General features: G+C 70.7%; 18 protein-coding genes. 11 read left to right on the top strand and 7 right to left on the bottom strand.

Annotation, left to right across the window (positions count from 1 at the left end; genetic code table 11):
- The first annotated feature begins 1,050 nt into the window (after window positions 1–1,050).
- The 4 genes from IH48_RS0108710 to IH48_RS0108695 are packed head-to-tail and all read left to right on the top strand — an operon-like array spanning window position 1,051 to window position 5,217.
- On the top strand, window positions 1,051–1,623 hold the full coding sequence (locus IH48_RS0108710; RefSeq protein ID WP_030901418.1) for a nuclear transport factor 2 family protein: 573 nt from the start codon (window positions 1,051–1,053) through the stop codon (window positions 1,621–1,623).
- On the top strand, window positions 1,620–2,483 hold the full coding sequence (locus IH48_RS0108705) for a fumarylacetoacetate hydrolase family protein (RefSeq protein WP_030901415.1): 864 nt from the start codon (window positions 1,620–1,622) through the stop codon (window positions 2,481–2,483). Before IH48_RS0108710 ends, IH48_RS0108705 begins: the two co-directional genes overlap by 4 nt.
- A complete protein-coding gene (locus tag IH48_RS0108700) occupies window positions 2,480–4,021 on the top strand; it encodes an aldehyde dehydrogenase family protein (protein ID WP_199809916.1) in 1,542 nt (513 codons plus the stop codon). The genes IH48_RS0108705 and IH48_RS0108700 overlap by 4 nt, the downstream gene beginning before the upstream one ends.
- The gene (locus tag IH48_RS0108695; protein ID WP_030901410.1) at window positions 4,018–5,217 is read left to right on the top strand and encodes a CaiB/BaiF CoA transferase family protein; all 1,200 of its coding nucleotides are present in this window, start codon (window positions 4,018–4,020) and stop codon (window positions 5,215–5,217) included. The genes IH48_RS0108700 and IH48_RS0108695 overlap by 4 nt, the downstream gene beginning before the upstream one ends.
- Before the next feature lie 19 nt (window positions 5,218–5,236).
- On the opposite strand, the gene IH48_RS0108690 is transcribed toward IH48_RS0108695, so the two are convergent.
- From IH48_RS0108690 to IH48_RS0108675, 4 genes are all read right to left on the bottom strand, one after another.
- A complete protein-coding gene (locus IH48_RS0108690) occupies window positions 5,237–5,932 on the bottom strand; it encodes a FadR/GntR family transcriptional regulator (RefSeq protein WP_037841407.1) in 696 nt (231 codons plus the stop codon).
- A 119-nt stretch (window positions 5,933–6,051) separates the two neighbouring features.
- Entirely contained in the window at window positions 6,052–7,155 is a 1,104-nt protein-coding gene (locus IH48_RS0108685) for an alpha/beta hydrolase family protein (RefSeq protein ID WP_078849571.1), read from the bottom strand.
- Window positions 7,152–8,798 (bottom strand): bifunctional 3-(3-hydroxy-phenyl)propionate/3-hydroxycinnamic acid hydroxylase, encoded by a 1,647-nt coding sequence (locus IH48_RS0108680; RefSeq protein WP_199809915.1) that lies wholly within the window; start codon window positions 8,796–8,798, stop codon window positions 7,152–7,154. The genes IH48_RS0108685 and IH48_RS0108680 overlap by 4 nt, the downstream gene beginning before the upstream one ends.
- 581 nt (window positions 8,799–9,379) lie before the next feature.
- On the bottom strand, window positions 9,380–10,351 hold the full coding sequence (locus IH48_RS0108675; RefSeq protein ID WP_030901401.1) for an N-acyl homoserine lactonase family protein: 972 nt from the start codon (window positions 10,349–10,351) through the stop codon (window positions 9,380–9,382).
- A 103-nt stretch (window positions 10,352–10,454) separates the two neighbouring features.
- Here IH48_RS0108675 and IH48_RS0108670 point away from each other — a divergent pair, with 103 nt between their 5' ends.
- The gene (locus IH48_RS0108670) at window positions 10,455–11,051 is read left to right on the top strand and encodes a TetR/AcrR family transcriptional regulator (protein WP_030901399.1); all 597 of its coding nucleotides are present in this window, start codon (window positions 10,455–10,457) and stop codon (window positions 11,049–11,051) included.
- Window positions 11,052–11,165: 114 nt separating this feature from the next.
- Here the strand turns inward: IH48_RS0108670 and IH48_RS0108665 are convergent, their stop codons facing one another.
- Complete coding sequence (locus tag IH48_RS0108665; RefSeq protein ID WP_030901398.1) at window positions 11,166–11,387, bottom strand: hypothetical protein; 222 nt, start codon at window positions 11,385–11,387, stop codon at window positions 11,166–11,168.
- Window positions 11,388–11,741: 354 nt separating this feature from the next.
- Between IH48_RS0108665 and IH48_RS36920 the strand changes: the two genes are divergently transcribed.
- Entirely contained in the window at window positions 11,742–12,098 is a 357-nt protein-coding gene (locus tag IH48_RS36920; RefSeq protein WP_234434181.1) for a hypothetical protein, read from the top strand.
- Between the two features lie 53 nt (window positions 12,099–12,151).
- Here IH48_RS36920 and IH48_RS0108655 read toward each other — a convergent pair whose 3' ends face one another.
- Window positions 12,152–12,607 carry a hypothetical protein gene (locus tag IH48_RS0108655; RefSeq protein ID WP_030901393.1) on the bottom strand — a complete coding sequence of 152 codons (456 nt, stop codon included), beginning with the start codon at window positions 12,605–12,607 and terminating at the stop codon, window positions 12,152–12,154.
- A gap of 192 nt (window positions 12,608–12,799) precedes the next feature.
- Between IH48_RS0108655 and IH48_RS0108650 the strand changes: the two genes are divergently transcribed.
- Window positions 12,800–14,470, top strand: a complete 1,671-nt coding sequence (locus IH48_RS0108650) for a translation initiation factor 2 (protein ID WP_051839420.1) — start codon at window positions 12,800–12,802, stop codon at window positions 14,468–14,470.
- 32 nt (window positions 14,471–14,502) lie between these two features.
- Here the strand turns inward: IH48_RS0108650 and IH48_RS0108645 are convergent, their stop codons facing one another.
- Window positions 14,503–16,530 carry a hypothetical protein gene (locus IH48_RS0108645; RefSeq protein WP_030901386.1) on the bottom strand — a complete coding sequence of 676 codons (2,028 nt, stop codon included), beginning with the start codon at window positions 16,528–16,530 and terminating at the stop codon, window positions 14,503–14,505.
- 151 nt (window positions 16,531–16,681) lie between these two features.
- On the opposite strand from IH48_RS0108645, the gene IH48_RS0108640 reads away from it, so the two are divergent.
- The 4 genes from IH48_RS0108640 (at window position 16,682) to IH48_RS0108625 (ending at window position 21,313) form a co-directional block, all read left to right on the top strand.
- Window positions 16,682–17,539, top strand: coding sequence for a class I SAM-dependent methyltransferase (locus IH48_RS0108640; protein WP_030901384.1), 858 nt, complete (start codon window positions 16,682–16,684; stop codon window positions 17,537–17,539).
- Window positions 17,540–17,848: 309 nt separating this feature from the next.
- Complete coding sequence (locus tag IH48_RS0108635) at window positions 17,849–19,114, top strand: family 43 glycosylhydrolase (RefSeq protein WP_030901382.1); 1,266 nt, start codon at window positions 17,849–17,851, stop codon at window positions 19,112–19,114.
- Window positions 19,115–19,166: 52 nt separating this feature from the next.
- A complete protein-coding gene (locus IH48_RS0108630) occupies window positions 19,167–20,657 on the top strand; it encodes a sulfatase-like hydrolase/transferase (protein ID WP_030901379.1) in 1,491 nt (496 codons plus the stop codon).
- Window positions 20,654–21,313: an N-acetylmuramoyl-L-alanine amidase gene (locus tag IH48_RS0108625; protein ID WP_030901376.1), complete on the top strand. Its 660-nt coding sequence runs from the start codon at window positions 20,654–20,656 to the stop codon at window positions 21,311–21,313. Before IH48_RS0108630 ends, IH48_RS0108625 begins: the two co-directional genes overlap by 4 nt.
- The last annotated feature ends 81 nt before the right edge of the window (window positions 21,314–21,394 follow it).

Here is a 21,394-nt window from a genome sequence, read left to right as displayed (position 1 = left end):
GGCGCGCATCTCCTTCCCTTTCGGGAGGGCGAAATTCAGCCTTCCGCGTCCGTAGTCGATATCTGTGGCGGCCCCACGAGACAGTCCCACTATGAGAGGTGGCTCAGAGCATGGGTGACAGGAAAGCCATCGACATGTAGGCACTCATCACCGCCGGGACAGACCTGCGGCAGCCAACTCCAGCCGTCGGCTCGGGCCATCGGAGCCGGCTGTCCCACCTGATCGGCTGCGGCCTTGTGGCCAGGGAAGCGGTCACCGCTCGCGACGAATTCCGGCGCGCCCTCCCGGCCACCGATGACGGCCGCCCGTGCCACCGTCGCCGCCGCGCGTCGCACTGCGCCTGCCCGGCGGCCGGCCGCGGGTACGGCCCCAAGGCGCCGGCACCGTCGTCAGCGGCGACGCGCCGGTCCGCCCGGACCGCCCGGACCGCACCCGGCCGCGGGGGATGACAGCACATCCGACACGGAGCTCCCGTGACGCCCCCTTTCGCGCGAACCACGCGGTATGCCCGGCACAGTGCCATCACCATAGAAGGCCAGGTCACCGAGCTCACGGTCACCCAGTGGGACCGTGGGACCCCATCTTCGGAACACTCGTCGACCGCGATCACACGATGAGTCGCCGACTCACGGTGTTCGGCATCGCACGGCCCCCTTCTCCGTCAGCTCTCCCTCAGCGGCGTGCCTTTCGACGGACGCTACGACCACACCGGACGGGGACGCCTGCCCCCGGCCTTCCTGGGAGCGGCAGGGTCACCTTCGGAGGGAGCGCGTCGGCGTGAATCCCAACAGACTGATCAGGGCGAGCCTGCGCATGGGCCCGGCGTCGCGATCGGCCGCGCCGGGCGGGCCAGGTCGGTCCCGGGGAGCCCGCCGGCCTCTGGGAGCAGGGCGGCGTTGACAGACATCCTGCGCCGAGCCCATACTCCAAATGAACCTAATCAATAGGTCTAATTTGCTCGGTCCGTCCAGCCAGGTGACCGCCGAGGCCCGGTTCCCCGGAACGAGCCCCCTTCGGCAGCCGGGCCGACCCACGCGAAAGGCGGGAGATATGGCGACCCCCCAGAACGAGCAGGCAGCACCCTGGATCGGCGACGGTGTGGTGCCGGACGTCGACGTCAGCACGTTGACCCGCGAGGAGCTGATCGCGCACAACCTGCGCGTGGTCGAGGCTCACTTCCACAACGAGAATCCCGAGACCATCGACAAGGCTCTGGCCGTGTACGGCCCCGACATCGTGTGGGAGGCTCCGGCACGCGGCCTGGTCTGCGACAACGTCGACGATGTCAGGGAAGGGTACTTGGGCATCTTCAGGACGGTGCACTGGAACCGCACGACCACACTGCGGCGCTTCGCCACAGAGGACTTCGTGTTCGACGACCAGATCGCCGATCTGACGGTGGTGGGCAAGGACATGCCCAACTTCCCGTTCGAGCCGGGCCGGCGGATCAGCATGCGCCTGGTCCACTGCTTCGAGATGAAGGACGGCAGGATTGCGCGCGAGATCGCCTACGAGATCTCCCGCGCCTACGGCGGTCCGCTCGACCATGACTCCGTGCCCGAGGGTGCGGAGGTCACCGACTTCCCCGACGGCCCCGACTACGGAAACTGGGCGGTCAAGTGAAGCTCATCGGATACGTCGACAACGGATCGCGGCACATCGGCGCTGTGGACGGGAGCCACGTCGTCCCGCTGGGTGAGGTCGGCGTCTTCTATGCCGATCCGCGATCGGCCATGGCGCGTGCGGTCCGGGTGGGCGAGCGGCTCGTCCGTGCCGATCTCGTCGAGGCACCGCCTGTGCCGCACACGGCGCGGGTGTTCTGTGTCGGCATCAACTACCACGCGCACGGTGACGAATCCAGGGAACATTCAGGTCTGGACACGCCCAAAGTGCCGATGATCTTCGGACGGTGGGCCGACACCCTCGTCGTGGACGGCGACCCTGTGCCGGTGCCGCCGAACGAGGACGGCCTGGACTGGGAGGTCGAGCTCGCGGTGATCATCGCCGACACGGTCTGGTCCGCGGATCGTGCTACGGCCTCTCGTCACGTGCTGGGATACACCGGCTTCAACGACCTCAGCGCGCGCAAGAAGCAGTTGGAGACGGCGCAGTTCACGCTGGGCAAGAACGCTGACCGCACAGGGCCGATCGGCCCTGTGGTCGTCACAGCCGACGAGATCGGCGACCCGAACTCGCTGACGCTGCGGACCCGGGTCGGCGACTCGGTCATGCAGCTCGGCAACACCAGGGATCTGATCCATGACGTCCCGTCGATCATCGCCTACATCACCGACACGGTGTCGCTGAGGCCGGGCGACGTGATCGCGACCGGCACCCCGGCCGGCGTGGGACTCGGCATGAAGCCACCGGTGTATCTGACCGCCGGCGACACCGTCCGGGTCGAGGTCGAGAACATCGGTGTGATCAGCACGCCGATCGTGAGCCGGGCCGATCTGGCCGCGCGACAGGAGTACCGACCGTGACGAGCAGAGGGCAGGCCGGGTCCGGGGTTGCGACGGTGGTGCGGGCGTCTGTGCTCGACGACCGAGGCGATGTGCCGATGGTCATCGGCGGCCAACGGGTTGCGGCAGCGGCGGACGAGTGGATCGACGTGTTCGCGCCGTCGCGCCACCAGGTCCGGCTGGGGCGGGTGCCGCGGGCGCGGGTGGCCGACGTGGAGCGCGCTGTGGCGGCGGCCCACACCGCGCTGCCCGGCTGGCGCCGCCGGCATTTCACAGATCGACAGCAGGCGCTCCTGTCGATCGCCGGCGTATTGTCCGAGCACGCCGAGGAACTGGCGCTGCTCACCGCCGCGGACACCGGCAACGCCCTGCGCCCCCAGGCACGGCCCGAGGCGATCACACTCGCCACGCTGTTCCGGTACTTCGGCGGCGTCGCGTCCGAGGTCAAGGGCGTCGTGCTCCCGGCCGGTGCCGACCAGTTGCAGTACACGCAGCGCGAACCGGTCGGCGTGGTCGGCGCCATCCTGCCGTGGAACTCACCGTTGATGATCGCCGGTATGAAGATCCCCGCGGCGTTGGCGGCCGGAAACACGATCGTCGTCAAGGCCTCGGAGGAGGCGCCACTGGCCGTGCTCCGCCTCGCCGAGCTGTGCGCGCCCTACCTGCCACCAGGAGTGCTCAACATCCTGACCGGTTACGGGACGGAGTGCGGGGCCGTACTGGCCGGGCATCCCGGAGTGAACAAGGTCTCGTTCACCGGATCCACCGCCGTCGGGCGTTCGGTGGGCGCCACGGCGGGAGACCGCCTCGTCCCCGTCTCGCTGGAACTGGGGGGCAAGAGCCCGACCGTCGTGTGGCCGGACGCCGCCTCCCCGGAGCGGATCGACGAGACCGTGACGGGCGTCCTCGCCGGCATGCGCATCACCCGGCAGGGCCAGTCCTGCACCGCGGGCTCCCGGTTGTTCGTGCACGAGGACGTGTACGACAGGGTGCTCGACGCCACCGTGCGCCGGTTGCGTTCGCTGACGGTCGGCGACCCGCTCGACGAGACCACGGACATGGGCAGTCTGATCAACCTCAGTCAGTACGAACGCGTCCGGGACTACGTGCTGGACGGACGGACCCGACGCGACGTCGAGGTCGCCCTCGACGGTCTGAGCTCCTCCTTCGACGGGCTCTTCATGGGTCCCACCGTGTTCTCCCGTGCCGACAACGCCTGGCGGCTTGCCCGCGAGGAGATCTTCGGTCCTGTCATGGTCGCGATCCCGTGGCGCACCGACGAAGAGGTCATCGCGATGGCCAACGACTCCCACTACGGGCTCGCCGCCTATCTCTGGTGCAACGATCTGAGCCGCGCGCTGGCGGCGGCAGGCCGAGTGGAATCGGGATGGATCCAGGTCAACCAGGCCGGCGGCCAGATGGTGGGCCAGTCCTACGGCGGCCTGAAGCAGAGCGGAACCGGTCGGGAGTTCTCGCTCGAGGGCATGCTCGAGGCGTTCACGACCATCAAGCAGGTCAACGTACGCATCGGTCGGGGGCAGCCGGAGGCCGCTCTATGACCGCGCCGGCAGGCCCGCTCGCGGGCATCCTGGTGATCGACCTCAGCCGCGCCCTGGCCGGCCCGCACGCTGCCATGATGCTGGGCGATCTCGGCGCCCGGGTGATCAAGGTCGAGCGCCCCGGCCCCGGTGACGACTCCCGGGGCTGGGGTCCGCCGTTCGTGCGGCCGCCCGGCGGCGAGCGTGAATCGACGTACTTCTTCGCGGCCAACCGGAACAAGGAGTCGGTGGCCCTCGACCTGACCGACGAGGCAGACCTCCACACTCTCACCTTGCTGCTGCGGCGCGCCGACGTGCTCATCGAGAACTTCCGGCCCGGCGCTCTCGCACGACTCGGCTTCGACCCAGTGAGGCTGGCCGAGTTGAACCCCGGACTGGTGACGCTGTCGATCAGCGGCTTCGGCCATGACGGTCCGGAGGCCGCGCGGGCGGGCTACGACCAGATCGCGCAGGGGGAGACGGGGCTGATGTCCCTCACGGGTCCTGTCCCCGACGAGCCCCAGCGGATGGGTGTACCGATCACCGACCTACTCGCCGGCATGTACGGGGCGTTCGGCACGGTGAGTGCCTTGCACGAGCGCGGCCGGACGGGCCTCGGCCAGGTTGTGCGTACATCCTTGCTCGCGGCCGGTGTCGGTGTGCACGCCTACCAAGGCACCGCCTGGACGGTCGGCGGTGTTCTGGGCCGGGCCGGAGGCAACCACCACCCGTCGATCAGCCCGTACGGCCTTTTCCGCTGCGCCGACGGCAGTGTGCAACTGGCATGCGGCAGCGAGGCGCTGTGGCGGCGGCTGTGCGCCGAGTTCGACCTTGACGCCGAGCGGCCCTACCTCGCCACCAACGCGGATCGAGTGGCCCATCGGGACCTGGTGATCGACGAGTTGGAGAAGTCGTTCGCGGGCCTGACGGCCGCACACCTGCTGGGGCGCCTGGAGGCGGCGGGGGTGCCCGCCGGACGCGTGCGGACACTTGACGAGGTCTACGCATGGCCGCAGCTCGAATCGCAGGGCCTCAAGATCACGGTGGACCACGCGACGATCGGGCCCATGGAACTGCCGGGCCCACCGCTCCGCTTCTTCCGCGTCACTTCGGGAGAGGAGTTCGAAACCACGAGGCGTGAGCACCGCGCGCCGCCCGTACTCGATGCGGACGCCGACGCGATCCATGCGTGGATCACCACGACCGACCCGGCGTGAACCGGGGTCGCCGGCCTCGCTATTCCTCCGTCAGGGAGTGCTCGCGGGCGAGGTCGGCGGCCCGGCTCACGTCGCCCGCCACGACGGCCTCCGCGATGTGCTGGTGCAGCCGAAGGCGCCCTCGCTTGTAACGGCGATGGCCGGCCTCTTCCTCGGCCGAACTCACCCCCACCGTCTCCGCATCGATGAACTGCAACATCGAGAGGTAGGTCTCGCGCAGGATCCGGTTGGGGCTTGTACGTGCAAGGGCACGGTGCAGTTCCCACACCGCGTGCACGAAGGCGTCCGGGTCGTCGACCACCTCCGCCAACGCCGCAGACCGGCTGGTGATGACGGCGATGTCGTCCTGCGTACGGCACCTGGCCGCATCCACGATGATCCGCGGTTCGAGCAGTTCGCGGACGACGACGGCGTCTGCGACCGTGACGGGCGCACCCCCCACCGTCAGCAGACTCTGCCCGAGCTTGACCACCGGGTCGTGCCGTGCGACGAACAACCCGCCACCAGGACCCGGCCTGGCGACGACGACGCCCTGCGACTCCAGCAGTCGCACTGCCTCGTTCATCGTCGCCTTGGCGACACCCACCGACTCACGGATGCTCGTCTTGGTTCCGATCAGCGCACCGGGCCGCAAACCGCGCTCGGCGATCACGCGCCGGACGTGCCGGCCGACCGCCTCGGCCCGCGTCATCCCTGTGAGCGCCACGTCCACCATGTTTTCATTATAGGAGCACGTCGTGGCCCAGGTCAGGGGCGGCACATCCCGCGCTTGAGGCCGGCCGGCCAGTGCCGGTGCCGCCGTTGCCTCCACTACCGGGCCGATCCGCGCAGCCGTCAACCCCGCGCGAGCATGTCGGCGAACCAGTCGGCGACGAATGACGTGCGCTCCTGGCAGTGGTTGTAGACGGTGTGGTCACCGTCCGGCCAGACGCGCAGCGTCCGGTCCGCGCCGTCGCGGGTGCCGTCGAGGAAGGGCTGCTGTGCCTGGAGTTCGAACAGCACGTCGTGCCCGCCATGCAGAACCAGCAGGGGGCAGTCGATGTGCGCCCGGCGGGGGTCGAATGCAAGCCGGCGGAAATTCGCGGCGATGCGGTCGGGGTCGTCCGTGCCCAGCATGGCCGCGGCCTGTTCATCGAAGCTGCGATGTCCGAGCAACGACGGCCGAGCCGGTGCGCCGTTTACGCAGCAGGCCCGCACCCGGCGGTCCGCCGCCGCTGTGAGCGCCGCGTAGAGGCCTCCGAGGCTGTTGCCGAAGACTCCCGTCGCGGAGCCCAGCGACGGGTTCTCGTGCACAAAGTCGACGTACCTGCTGTAGGCGGCGGGGATGTCCACGTCGAGGAGGACACCGTGCCGAAGCCGGGTCTCCCCCTGGCCGGGCCCCTCGGCCATGATGGTCGCGAGGCCGCGCGCGGCCAGCGCGTCGGCATGGCGCCAGTACGCCGCACCCCACCCGCTCTGGCCGCCGAACACGACCACCGTGCCGCGCGCCTCACCTTCTGGTGGCCTGACCAGCCAGCCCACCAGATGTCGCGAGCCGAATCCCAGCTCCACCTTTTCGAACCGGTCGCCCAGGAGGCCGGAGACCGTGGACAGCATCGAACTCAGTCGGTCGTATATCCGGTGCTTGCGCGGCGTGTCGTCATTGAATGCCATCTGCGCGAAGACCAGGTCGGCGACGGCAGCGCGGTACGCCTCGACGGCTGTGACCCGATGGCCGTCGCGCAGCGCCCCCAGTGCGCGGCGCTCCTGGTCGTCGGCCAGTGACTCGGCGGCGACGTCCCATGCCGCGCCCTCGGCGGTCATGGTCCGCATGCGGGCGATGTCGTCGGGCAGCATGCCGTAGTCGAACATGCGGGCCGGGGTCATCGACCGCCACTGCGCGGCCAGCAGCTTCTGCGCCGGCGTGGAGTTCGTCGGGTCGGGGTTCGGTGTGGTCATCGTGTGACTACCGGCTGCTGGGTGGCCGACGGCCCGATGTAGTGCAATTCGGACCGGAGTTGCGCGATCAGCACACCCACATCGGCGGCGGCGCACGACCCGAAGACCACGAAGTCCGGGCGGCTTATGAGCACGTCGGCCCCGTTCTCGTCCAAGTGCCGCGTGTATGTCCGCGCATCGTCCTGGAAGGATCCTGCCTCGCCGTCGGTCAGCGTGTGCAAAGTACAGCCGATCTCGTCGAGAAACTTTCTCTGCTCGCGGTCGAGCAGCCCGCCGAGCCCTGTGCGTGCCACCAGCGTGAAGCCATGCCCGAACACGTCGTCGAACCGTCCCGTCCGGCCGTCGGGGGTGGACACGACGCCCTGAGGGGCGAGGGTTCCCGCGGACGGCGCGGGCCGGCCGTCATCGGTTGTCTGGATGACTCCGGTTCCAAGGACGGGGAACGGGGGCGGCGGTGGCATGGAACCGCTGCGGAACGCCTCGTCGCGCGCGGCGGCTCGTGCCGGGTCCATTGTGTAGGCGACCTCGCCCAGCAGGACCGACGTCTCGACGATGGACCTGGCGTGCGGCGTTCGCTCCGTCTCGTAGGTCGCCAGCAGGTCCTCGGCGGCACGTCCGCGCAGCACCAGGTCGAGCTTCCACGCGAGGGCTATCGCGTCCCTCATGCCGGAACAGGCCCCCTGACCCATCGTCGGCGGCATGGTGTGGGCCGCGTCGCCCATCAGGAACACTCGGCCTCCATAGCTCCAGGAGTCGGCCATCCTGGCCCTGATCGGGTACAGGACCTGCCGGATGATCTCGATGTCGCCGGGGCCCAGGCCGTGGGTCTGCGACAACCACTGCCAGGCCCGATCGCTGTCCTCGAGCGAATCTTTGTCCTCACCCGCCAGCGCGGCGAACTCGAAGCGCTGACGCTCCTGGCCGATCGGCATGAACATATGGGGCCTTGCGGGGTCACAGAACAGCATGGTGTGGTTGAACCGCTTCGGCAGGGGGCGCAGCATCTTCGTGTCGATGTTCAACCAGCGTTCGTCGACGCCGAAGTCGGTCTGCCCGATCCCGAGTGCCGTACGCACGAAGCTGTTGGCGCCATCCGCACCGAGCAGGTAACTGCACCGGATCACCACCTTGCCGTCGTCCGGCGAATCCGGCAGCCGTGTCCCGTCGTACGCCGGCCGCGCCGTCAGCTCGACCTGGTCGGGCACGACGCGAAGATCCGTGGCCTGCCACCCCGACAGGCGGACGACATTCGGGTACTGCCGCACCCGTTCGTCGATCGCGTTCTCGATATCGGGTTGATACATCGAGATGTGGGCCGGGTGTCCACAGGACTCCCCCGCCCAGGGCAGCTCCACCAGGGTTTCGCCATCCGCGTTGAGATAGGTGAAGTGGTCCAGCGCCTGGCTGGCACGCAGGGCCACATCGACGTCCGCGGCCGCCTGGACGATACGCGCGGTCTCCCCGTCGATGTGTGTGAGCCGGGGCAGGCCGTACAGGTGTGGATGGCGCTCGACGACAACGACGCGGTGGCCCATCCCGCCCAGTATCGAAGCGGCGACCAGGCCCGTCGGACCGTAGCCGACGACGGCGACATCGACGTCGTAGGAGTCATGGATCATGGCGCGCTCCTCCAGGTTCGACACTTCATTTTAGACCTAATGATTAGGTTCATTTCCGCACTCAGATTGCCCGGGGCCCACCCGCGTGTCAAGGAGGGGCAACATGTGGACGAGGCTCGTGGCTCGTGCGGCAGGCGGCCGCGGCTTGCGTAGTCGCGCCAGGACTTGATCGCCGCGCGTGCGGAACCGCCGGGGCGGCGGCCGCCTTCCCCGGCTCAACGCTCAGTGTGTTGTACCGGCCCTGTGCCGAACGCTACGACCACACGCGCCGCGCATCGTTCTCCCCGCCCTTCCTGGGAGCGACAGGGTCACCCACGATGGGGATGCTCGGGTACGCACCGAAACCAACTCATCGGGGCATGACTTGCGTGTGTGCCGCACACGGGTCACGCCCGGCGCCGTCGACTGCCACCGGACCTGCTCGATGGCGGCATGCCTCGGCGATCGCCCCAGCCCCAGCCGGCCCTCGGGCCGCCCTGTCCCGAAGGAGACGGTCACCGGCACACGGTGTACCGCGCTCTTCGAGGAACTCGCCGGCAGCAGCCGAGTGCGCCGTGTCACGAGCGGACTCCCGGCGGCGAAGAGGTGCCGTCCGAGAGGCGTGGTCAGGCCGCGTGACCGACCGGGCCACCGTCCGCGGCCGGGACGAAGCGTGGCAGCCGGGCCGGGTTGAGGTTGGCCAGTTCGTCGAAGGTGGCCCGCTCGTAGGACTTGCCCCAGGCCAAATCCGCATCGGACAGTTCGCCACCGGCGAGCCCGGCGATCAGCCGCGCACCGTACTCGGTGTGGTCGTGTGCGGTGAGGATGACCAGCTCGGGGAATTCGCGGCGGAGCCACTGGATTCGGCGTATCGAGTCGACATACCGCGCCTGTTCGCCGGGCTGGAACGCCCGCACCTGGTCCACCGCGAGATGATGGATGGTGTACATCGCGTCCCCGGTCAGCAGCAACCGGTGATCCACCAGCACGCTGGTGCTGCCGGGGCTGTGTCCCGGAGTGGGCAGGGCGAGCACGCTCCCGTCTCCGAACAGGTCGGCCGAGCCGGTGAATCCGCCGATGGCCGCGCCGCTGAACTCGATCGGCCGCCAGTCGGTGACCGCCGCGACAGACGGCGGGTAGGCCAGCGGTATCAGGCCGAGCACCTTGGCATCCCGAGCCGCGTATTCGGCCGCACCCAGATACACCGGGGCGTGCCCGAACAGGTTCAGGGCACCGATGTGATCCTCGTGGAAGTGGGTGACGATCACCGCACGGATGTCCTGCGGCCGATAGCCCAACCGCGCCAGCTGTTCCGGCATGGTCTGGCCGGACGGCAGGTCGTACTCGTCGACGTCCATCACGTGCTCCATGATCGAACCGCGGTAGTAGTCGACGTGCGCGGCCTGGTCCGGGCTGATCCCCGTATCAACCAGCACCGGCCCGGCGGTCGGGTGCTCGATCAGGTACGCGTGGATCGGGACCCAGATGAAGTGGTCCTTGTCCGCGGCGAACTCGCCGAGTGAAAAGCCTTGCAGGCCCCCGTAGAACTGGCCGAACGGCACCTTGGTACGGCCGATGCGCAATGGGTGGATCTTCATGGCCCCTCCCTTCGTCGGAACGGAACAGTTCCGTCGCCTTTGATGGAAGCTAGCAGACCCTGACGACGGAACGCCACGGTTCCGTCGCGTGTATGCTTCGAGCATGCCGAACGGACGGGAACCAACAGGGGCGGCCAAGCTCCGCGAGCCCGTTACCGCGGCCATCACCGGCGCGATGTTCGATCAGCTCGCCGAGACCGGCTACGCCCGCATGTCGATGGACGCGGTGGCCCGCCGGGCGGGGGTCGGCAAGGCGGCCGTGTACCGCCGCTGGCCGTCCAAGCAGGCCATGCTGATCGACCTGGTCGGGGCCGCAGTGCGCCGGAACCTGCCGGAGGTGCCGGACACCGGCTCCCTGGCCGGCGATGTGCGCGGGTTCCTGGACGTGATCGTCGCGCAGGCCGCCGATCCACGGGCCAGGCGGGTGGCGCTGGACGTGCTGATCGAGACCTCGCGCATCCCGGAACTGAACGCCGCTTTGCACGACGTGGTGGCCGAGCCGCGGCGCACCGCCGCGGCCGCGGTGCTGTCCCGCGCGATCGAGCGCGGCGACCTGCCCGACGAGCTCGATCGCGAACTCGGCCTCGACCTGCTGATCTCGCCGTTGCTGATGCGCCTGCTCTTCGCCCCCGACCAGGTCGACTCCGACTACCTCGCCCGGCTGGCCGAAGTGATCGTCACCGGCCTCTACGCGGTCTGAGCCTCCAACGGCACCCCCGTTCGGGTCCGGACGGTGGCCGTGGGGAGGCGAGGCACGGCGTGGACGAGGGCGTACCGGGCGCGACAGTGTCCGGCAACCGTGTCGCCGACCCTGTCAGGCGGTCGGGTTGTCGGTGGGGTCCGGGCGCGGGGCCGTCCGGTGGACGGCGAGGGCCGCAGCGGCGGTCAGGACGGCGAGGGCGGCGAAGGCGCCGCTGAGGATCGTGGCCGCGGCCGCGCCGGCGACGATCAGCGGGCCTCCCGCGTCGCCGAGTTCACGCCCCGGTTCGGCCGCGCCCATGGTCTGGCCGAGCCGTTCGGCGGGGGTGGCCGCCACCAGGCCGACGCGCGATGGGCTCGGACACCGGCCCCGCGTGCTCATGGCGCGCCGACGGCCAGGGAGTCGTACCCGCCGCCGCGTGTGCCTCGGCCGCCCGGGCGGCGTGGCAGCGCCGGTGAAGTCCGCCAGGGTGACCACCGACTGAGGTCCATCGGTGTGCGCGGCACTCCTCGCTGCCGAGGCGGCCGGTCCCGACGACACGGGCTCCGCGCGCCACGGCCGGTTGCACGGCGATGCTCCCGGCACCACCCGTCCCGCCGTCGAACGCCGGGACGGCGAGCGGAACTCAACCGTCGTCGTATCGTCGCCGTCGCCCGTGCCGCCTACACCGCCGAAGGGCTCGACCTGCCGATGCGGGAGGTCGCCCGCCGCGCCGGTCTGGGCGTCGCCACGGTCCATCGGCACTTACGGGCACGCACCGACCTCGTCACGGCGGCGTTCGCCGACCTTGTCGCGGAATGCCGCGAAGACATGCGGGCGCGTCTGGACGAGGCCCTGTTCGCTTCCCACCCGGCGGCGGCAGCCCCCGCAGCCGACCGCCGCGCACCGGCACGGGCGCTGGAGCAGCTCGTAGAGCGCGCCCGCGAGGCCGCTGCCGCACGCGCGGACGTCACAGTGGAGGGCGTGCGCGTATGCCTCGGCGCCATTGCCTCGTTCCGCCTGGCGCACCCGCCGGGGACCTGCGGCGACTGGTCGAACTCCTGCTGATCGGGCCGGCAGCGGACGACAGCGAGTCCCCGGGATCGGCGCACGGCTCGCCGTCACCCAGGCCGGCAGTACTCCTGCGCCACCGCGAGAAACGCCAGCTTCGCACGCTTGACGCCGTCCGGGCTCTCGTGGCGCCGCAGGCAGTCGACGAGGTGCTGGGCCGCAGCGGCCGCTTCGGGCGGGCCTTCCAGCAGCACCCCGCTCAAGGCGCGCTGCAGCAGCGCTTCGTCGTCGGCCTTGCCCCGCCCGTTCCGCTCGGCGAGGATCCTCGCCTCCGCGGCCCCGAGGAACTCGGCGTAGGTCTGGCGGCGAAGGGCGAACGCGCGGTGGCCGGAATCGGCGCTGAGCGTCATGCGCACCGATTCGAGCAGCGCGTCCGCCTGGCGGTCGCCCGCGTGGCGTGCGGCGGCGGCCTGCTGGATGCCGGCAGCGCGGGCGTACCAGCCGGTCACCACGCTTCCGGCGATCGCCGAGCCCGCGGCGATCAGGGCGATTCCCCAGTCACTCATGCCGCCATCCTGGCGATCACGCACGGCCGGCCGCATCCGCTTGCCGAAATGTGCGGCGTGGATCACTCCCGGCCCCGTTCGAGGAGTGCGCGATAGGATCGGGCCATGTCGCCCGACGACGCGAGCAAACCCTATTCGACCTGCGGAAACAGCCCGTATCAACCGCCGGCTTCCGGTAAACTGGACGCTTCGATGCGACGGGCGACGGGCGACGGGCGGGTGGTCCTGTTCGCCGCGCGGTCCGCGGTCGCGCTCTACCGCCTGCTCGACGCTCTTCCCGTCTTCTCGGGTGACGCCAGGATCACCCGCCTGTTCACCCTGGTCCCCGGCTCCGACTTCGGTGCCGGCGCCCTCGCCGCGGTCGACGCGCTCGGAGCCCGCACCGTGCCGTGGAGCGAGGCATGCGAGCGCTCCTACGACCTGATCGTCGCCGCGAGCCCGAAAGGCGACCTCCGGCTCCTGCGCGGGCCGCGCGTCCTGCTGCCGCACGGCGCCGGCTTCAACAAGTCGATCGCCGGCGAAGGTTCGGCCGGCTCGCCGTCCGGACTCGACCCGGCACTGCTGCGGAGCCCCGGCGACCAGGCGCTGACGGCGCTTCATGCCCTCGCCCACCCCCAGCAGATCGCCAGGCTGGCCGCGGCCGACCCGCGGGCCGCCCGGCCCGCGAAGGTGATCGGCGACCTCACCCTGGAGCGCTTTCTGGCCTCGGCGTCGCTGCGTGAGCGCTACCGGGAGGCACTGGGCACCGGGGCCCGCAAGCTGCTTGTCCTGGCCTCCACCTGGGGTCCCGAGTCCCTCATCCGGCGCCGGCCAGGGCTCGCCGCCACACTGGCGGGACAACTCCCCTACGACGAGTACCAGTTGGCACTCGTTGTACACCCCAATGAGCGCAGCCTGCTGGGGGGACACGAGCTGGCCGAGCGCCTCGCGCCGGCCCTCGACGCGGGAATGGTCCTGCCCGACCCGCACGAGGAGTGGGCGTCCGTCCTGGTCGCCGCCGACGCCCTGGTCACCGACCACGGATCGGCCGCCCTCTACTACTGCGCCACCCGGGACCGCCCCGTCGTGAGCGTCCACCCCGGCGGCGGCGAATTGCTGCCCGCGAGCCCGATGGGCATGCTCCTCGATCGCACAGCGACGCTGGAAGCCCCCGAGGACCTCGCCGACGCGCTCAGGGCGTACCGCCCGGGAACCGGGCACGCGGCCGCTCAGGCCGCGTTCGCGGCCGGCGGCGACGCCGTTGGGCGGCTGCGCACCGAGGTCTACGCCCTGCTCGGCCTCGCACCGCCCTCCCATGCCGCCCAACCCCGGTTGCTGCCCGCGCCCAGGCCCGCCGCGCGCGTCCCGGCGGCGTTCGACGTCCATGCGGCGATCAGCGCGGATGGCGTACGGATCGCCAGGTACCCGGCCGGTGCCGGGCTGCCCGGCCACCACCTGGCCGTGGAGCACGGCGCCGCCCGCGAGCCACTGGCGCGCTCCGCGGGCCTGCTGTACCGCCGTGCGCTCCCGGCGTCCGCCGCTCCCGTGGACCTTGCCTGGACGGCCGACGGATGGACACGCCATGCGCTGTCCGCCTACCCGGGTTGCCGCTCCGCGGCGGCACTGCTGCCGTCCGGCGAGTGCCTCCTTCGGATCCGCGGTCACGAACGGGCCTACGCCGTCGAGGTGGATCCCGTGGCGGAAGCGGGGCGGATCGTACGGGTCGACCCGGCCATCGCCCTGTCGGCCGCGCACGCCGGGCTGGCCTCGTGCGGGCACCCGCCGGACGGCCGCTTCCCGATCGACTGCCACGTCGGAGAGCGGCACTTCCGCGTCGGCGTGCGCCCGGCCACCGACGCCGAAGCCGCGCGCGTGGTCCGCTGATCCACCGGGCCCGTGGGGGCCGCGGCTCGTGATCAATGCACCTGGCCGAGCCCGTTGCGGAGCCGGAACGCCTGGGCCGCCGCGCGGTGTTCCCCAGCCGCCTCCGGGCGCCCGTCGGCCGTCTCCAGTTCGGCGAGAGCGTCGTGGACACGCGCCAGATCGAACCCCGAGCGCCGCTCGCCGGCCTGCCCCAGCGACTGCTGGTACAGCTCCCGGGCCTCGCCCCGCCGGCCGAGGCGGCTCAGGACGCCGGCGAGGGCGAACGCCGAGCGCCCGATCAGCCTCGCCCGCTTCGCGTCCGTGAACCCGCGGTGCGCCTCGGCCAGCAGGTCGAGTGCCGCGTCGAGGTCGTCCGCCTTCGCACTCGCCTCTCCCATCCGGTAGGTCCCGAGCAGGACGCCGTAGGGGTTGGGGATCGCCCGGTGCAGGTCGCGGGAGGCCGCGAAGTCGGCCAGCGCACCGCTCCAATCCCCTCGCGCGCCCTTGAGCATGCCGCGGTGCTCGACGACCGACGCCGCGATCTTGCGCTCCCGCTCGGAGTCTCCCAGGAGTTCGACGGCGGACATCGCGCCGTCGATCTGCTCCTGGGCCGCCTCCAGTTCTCCCGACTCCCACAGCGGCCTGGCCAACTGGCAGCGCGTGCGCGCCAGCCATTCCGCGTTCCCTCCGTGCCGGACCGCCGCGTCGACGGCCCGCCGGAAAACCTGGAGGGCCCCGGACTGGTGCGGGTGGTCGAGAGCGTGCGTCCACACCGGTTCTGACAGGGCCACGGCCTCCGCGTCAAGGCCGCGGACGTGCGCGAGGCGGGAGCAGGCGAACAGCACGTGGCGCTCCTCCTCGAGCCAGCGGCCCGCGCGTGCGGCACGTTCGGCGCGGGCCTCGTCGCCCTGTGCCTCTTCCGGGTCGTCGAGCGGCACGTCCGGCGTACCGGGCAGCGGGGCGTAACGCTCGACGACGGTCAGCCGGCGGCCGGCCGCGAACCGGTCGGCCAGTTGCGCCTGGCGGACGTACCAGCGCAGCAGCCGCCTCTGCGCGCCGGCCGCCTCGCCCTCTTCGGCCTCCCGGCGGGAGCGGCGCAGGGCATGGGCGCGCAGCGGACCCGGCAGCCTCATCCGGCCGGTCTCGGTCAGCGTCAGCAGACGCATATCCAGTAATCCGGCCGTGTCCAGTTCCTCCAGGGCGTCCTGGCAGTCGTCGGACCCCAGTCCGGTGAGCGCGGTCGCGGAGTGGAGCGTGAACGTCTCACCCGGATGGTGCGCCAGCAGGCGGTAGGTCAGGGCAGCGGGACCCGACAGGTCGGCGTAGGCGGTGTCCCAGATCCGCTCGACGCCGGGCAAGCCCTTCTCGTCGAGCTCGGCCGCGAGACCGGCGACGAGACGGGAGAGCGGGCGCAGCCGGTGCGTGCGCACCCAACGGCCTGCCACATGCAGTGCCGCGGGCAGGCCGTCGCACAGCCGGATCACCGCCCGAGCCGCTTCCGGGTCGGCGGCCAGCCGGTGGTCGCGGACGATCAATTCGAGCAGTTCCGCCGCCGCCCGCTCGTCCAGCGGGGGCAGGGCCAGGTCCACCGCGGCGCCGTCCTCGAGGTCGCGGAGCGGGCCGTGGCTCGTGACGATCACCACGCTGGAGCCCGACGCCGGCAGCAGCGGGACGATCTCGGAGGCGTATCGGGTGTTGTCCAGCAGGAGGACGAGTTTCGCGTCGGCGGTCTTGCTCCAGTACTGGCGGCACCGGGCCGCGTACGGGGCCCGCACCTGCTCGGGCGCCACATCGAGGGAGCTCAGCAACTGCGACAGCACGTCGCCGGGGTCCAGCACGCCGTCCACCCGGAAATCGTCAAGGTCCACGGAGAGCACGCCGTCCGTGAAGGGATACCGCTCGCCCAGAGCGCGGGCGATCAGTACGGCGAGCTCCGTCTTCCCCAACCCGCCGGGCCCGCTCAGCGCAAGCACCAGCGGGCGGGACCGGCCGCGCCAATCCGCCACGGCCCGCAGGGCGCGGTCGCGCTCCTCGTCGCGGTTGACGAAGTACACCGGCCCCGGCGGTAGTTCGACCCTCACAACAGCCCCCTCGCCCTCTGCGGCGCCCGGCGCGAAACACCTGGCGATCAAGCACTCTAGAGACTTTCACGCATCGGCGCCCGCGTCCGGCGACACCGGTGCGGTCCTACGCTTCGAGAACGCGGACCGATCGGGAAGAGGGAGACAGACCATGGCCGACGAGCACATGCAGGCACCGGACAGCACGGCGGTGCGTACCGCCCTGTGGCGGGCGATGCACCTTCAGGTGGACGCGCCTCCGCACGTGTTCGAGGACGAGATCGGCCTGCGCCTCGCGGAGCCGGGTGACGGCTGGCGTGACCGCCCCGACATGGATCCGCGGGCAACCAGCGGGTTCCGGGCAGCCATCGTGGCCCGTGCCCGCTTCATCGAGGACCTGATCGCCGAGCAGGCCGACCGGGGCGTGGGCCAGTACGTGATCCTCGGCGCCGGCCTTGACACCTTCGCGCAGCGCAGGCCGGACCTCGCTTCCCGCCTGCGCGTCTTCGAGATCGACCAGCCGGGGACGCAGGCGTGGAAGCGCCATCGCCTGGCCGAGCTCGGCTACCGCATTACCGATGGACTGCGCCTGGTGCCGGTCGACTTCGAGGCCGGTGAGGACTGGCCGGCGAAACTGGCGGCGGCCGGCTTCGATCCCGGCCGGCCGGCGGTCATCGTCTCCACCGGCGTCACCATGTACCTCACCAAGGACGCCACCGCGGCCACCCTGCGCCACATCACCGGTCTCGCACACGGCTCGACGCTCGCCATGACCTTCATGCTGCCCGTCGAACTGGTCGACGGCGCGGACCGTCCGGGCCTCCGGACGAGCGCGAAGGGCGCGCAGGCGTCCGGGACGCCGTTCATCAGCTTCTACACGCCGGGCGAGATGCTGGCACTGGCCCGCGAAGCGGGCTTCGCGGACGCGCGGCACGTGCCGGGATCCTCGCTCGGGGAGCGGTACTTCGCCGATCGGGCCGACGGTCTGCGCCCGTCGAGCGGAGAGGACCTGCTGGTGGCCACCACCTGACCCCCTCTCCATTCCGTCAACACCCCGACAGAAACCGCACGTCCGACGTGGCGCCCTCCCAAGCCCCGCGAAGCGGCGGCCGTTACGCAATCGTAATTCACCTACCCTGCCGACCGGCGTCTCCCGGGACCTGCGCAAACACCCGCGCACGTGAAAAGCCCGAAGCACCGCACGTTTTGGATATTTGTTCGGTGTGTTGACGGAAAAATTGAGCCGTATCCATGCTGTGCGCCGTACCGGCCGGGGCTCGCCTCCATCACGTCACAGCAGCGCCCCCGCGTTCACGGACGGCAGAGGAGAAGGTGACTGATGAGCAGCGCAGAGAGCGGGTTCCACCGACGCGCCCTGTTCGCCGGTGCGGCGGTCCTGCGGGCAACGCCGAAGGGGCGCCACCCGTCCAACTGGCCCGATCCTGAGCCCTACGGCCTCGCCGACACCCGGCTCGACCTGTGGCCCCGCGACGACAACTCCTTGGTCCTGCCCCTCCAGTTGCGGCCACGCGACGAGGAACTCGGCCGCGTCTGGATACGGGACTTCTACGTCAACTGCTTCCGCGTGCACGGGCGCCCGCTCTACGTGGCCACGGGCACCAGCCGGGTGCCGGGACTTGACGCGGCCGAGCCGTGGAACGACGGCATCTTCGTGTGGACGGCACGCTCCATCGAGGGCCCGTGGCACCTCGCCGACACGACGGGGATCCGGCCGGGCGCCGAGCGCGGCAAGGTGTGGTCGCCCGAGTTCACCGACGAGAACAAGCCCGGGCGCACCGTCGTCGCCCCCTGGCAGGAGTACTGGCACGACGACCGGTTCGGCAAGCGCGGCAACGTCTGGGCCCCCGAGATCCACCGCTTCCGCGACACCTGGTACATCGTCGCCTGCATGGGCAACCGCGCGCACAAGGTCGGCTCGTTCCTGCTGGTGAGCGACGGCGGCGTCGAAGGCCCCTACCGGCTTATCGAGGGCAACCTCGACAAGCCGTTCGGCGACGCACTCCCCGACGCGCCGTACATCGATCCCGGGGCGCGCTTCCACATCGACGGCAGCATGTACTGCGAGGGCGACGACGCCTGGCTCGTGCTCCACAACGACCTGTACGCCAAGTTCCGGGACGACATGGAGGACATCGTCCCCACGACCGGACTGCCCGCCTTCCAGCAGCGGCCCTATACCCCCGAGCCCTACCTGGAGGGCGCGTACGTCTTCCGGTACGGCGGCGAGTACTACCTCGTCCAGACCGCGTGGGACTGGACATCGGTCAACGCCGACGGCACCGCGCGCCATGCGTACACCAAGGGCGGGCAGGACCGCACGCAGTTCCAGTACGACGCGGTCGTCGCCGTCTCGGACAGGTTCGAGGGCCCGTACTCCGAGCGCTGGACCGCGGGTGTCGGCACCGGGCACGACAACATCTTCGAGGACCACCACGGCGGCCTCTGGTCGACGTTCTTCCGCAACCCCAACGCCGGCTACTGGTCCGACCCGTCACGCATCGGCGATTCCGCCGTGCCGGGCGTCGTCCGCCTGGAGTGGACAGGACCGCAGGGCGACCGGCTGCTGGTGCGGCGCCGGCACTGAGGTCCCGCCGCCGGATCGCCACGACCACGTTCTCCTACCGGAAAGAGACACCGTGACCTGCCCGACCGCACCGAACATCGTGTTCATCATGAGCGACCAGGTCCGTGCCGACTTCTCCAAGGGCATGGGCTTCGACCTGGACACGACGCCGTTCCTCGACTCCCTCGCCGCCCGGGGCACGCGTTTCCGCCGCGCGTACACCACCGCACCGGCCTGCGTCCCGGCGCGCACCAGCCTGCTCACCGGCAGGTGGCCGAGCACCCACCGGGTACGGCAGAACTCCAACAACGGCCCGGCCGACGTGTCGCGCGGAGACGACCTGGTCGACGTGTTGCGCGGCGCCGGCTACCAGTTGTTCTACGCCGGCAAGACGCACATGTACCGCAGCGACGCGGCGAACTGGGACGCGTTCTCCGAGTACGGGCAGACGAAGGCGCCGGACACCACCACCGAGCAGCGCGCCTTCACCGCCTGGCTGAAGTCCGTCGACATGGGCCCGACGACGGCGCCCACCCCCTTCCCGCCCGAGCAGCAGTACCCGTACCGGATCGTCTCCGACGCCATCCGGCAGATAGACGCCCGTGACCCCGGCAAGCCGTTCTTCGCCTTCGTCTCCACGTCCGAGCCCCACAACCCGTACCAGGTGTCGGAGCCGTACTTCTCGATGTTCGAGGACAAGATCCCCGAGCGGACCTGCGGCCCCGAGGCCGCGGAGGCCAAGGGCGGTGCCTACAAGTGGCTGCGCGACCTGGTGGAGGAGAAGCGCCCGGGCTACGACAAGCTCTGGCGCCGCTACCGCGCCATCTACTGCGGCATGCTGCGCCTCATCGACGACCAGTGGCGCCGGCTCGCCGACCACCTCAAGGAGCAGGGACTGTGGGAGAACACCCTGCTGATATACCTCGCCGACCACGGCGACTACACGGCCGAGTACGGCCTGCAGCGCAAGGGCGCGGGCATCCCCGAGGTCCTGGCGCACATCCCGATGATCGTGCACGGCTGCGGGGTCGAAGTCCGGGACAACAAACGGGACTTCGTCTCGATCGCCGACGTCCTGCCCACGGTGTGCGAGGCGATCGGCCGCCCCGTCCCGCTGGGCGTCCAGGGCCGCAGCCTGTGGCAGATGCTCACCGGCTCGGCCTACCCGGCCGAGGAGTTCTCCGACGTCGTCACCGAGCGCGGCTTCGGCGGCCTGCCCTATCCCGACGACGCCCGGCCGCCGCTGCACTTCCCCTACGAGGGCACCAGGTACGACGAGCTGAACAGCGTGACGCAGAGCGGCTCTTCACGGATGATCAGGCACGACCGCTACAAGCTCTACGAGAACGTGCCCGACCGCGGCGAGCTCTACGACCTCGACAAGGACCCGATGGAGCTGCACAACCGCTGGGACGATCCGAGCATGCACAAGGTCAAGGCCGACCTCATGCAGCGGCTCCAGAGGTGGTCGGTGCGGCTCACCGACGACCTGCCCAAGGGCGTGTACAACGCCAGGCTCGCCCCGCACAACTGGTACCAGACCTCGAAGGAGGGCCGTTCATGACCGCACCGACCCGTCCCGGTGAGGACGGCGGCCGACCCGCCCCTTCGCGCCGCACCGTCCTGCGCGGCGCCGCAGCCGTCACGTTGGCCGCGGCGGCCACCACGGCGGCCGGAGCGGGAAGCGCTCACGCGGCCGGCACAGGGCCTTCTCCCGCGGTCACCGACTTCCCCGGCGCGCAGTGGCTGCCCGCGGCCCCCGCCAACTACCGCACCGCGCACCGGCCGCGCAGCCATCGGATCGACACCGTGGTCATCCACGTCACGCAGGAGCACTTCGGCGACGCCGTGGCCGTCTTCGGGAACCCGGCCAGGCAGACATCGGCCCACTACCTGGTCCGCTCGGCGGACGGGCACATCGGCCAGTGCGTCCGTGAGAAGGACATCGCCCGGCACACGGGCAGCCCCCGGTACGACGAGCGCAGCATCGGCATCACGCACGAGGGCTGGGTCAACGCGGACGCCTGGCTGACCGAGGAGTTGTACGCCTCCTCCGCGGCGCTCACCGCGGCTGTGTGCGCACGCCACGCGATCCCACTCGACCGCGCACACATCCTGGGCCACCACGAGGTGCCCGGCGCCGTCCACACCGACCCCGGCGCCAACTGGGACTGGGAGCACTATCTCGAACTGGTGCAGAAGGCCGGCACCGAGAAGTGAGGCGGACGGCGGGAGCGGCGTCGAACGGCACCCTCGCCAGGCGTGTCCGGCCCGGTTCACCTGCGGGCATCGCGCGAACGG

The organism is Streptomyces sp. NRRL F-5126, from assembly GCF_000721265.1.
Taxonomy (GTDB): domain Bacteria; phylum Actinomycetota; class Actinomycetes; order Streptomycetales; family Streptomycetaceae; genus Streptomyces.
The sequence above is the reverse complement of the archived record's forward strand: the minus strand, read 5'-3'. Positions and strand labels throughout refer to the sequence as shown.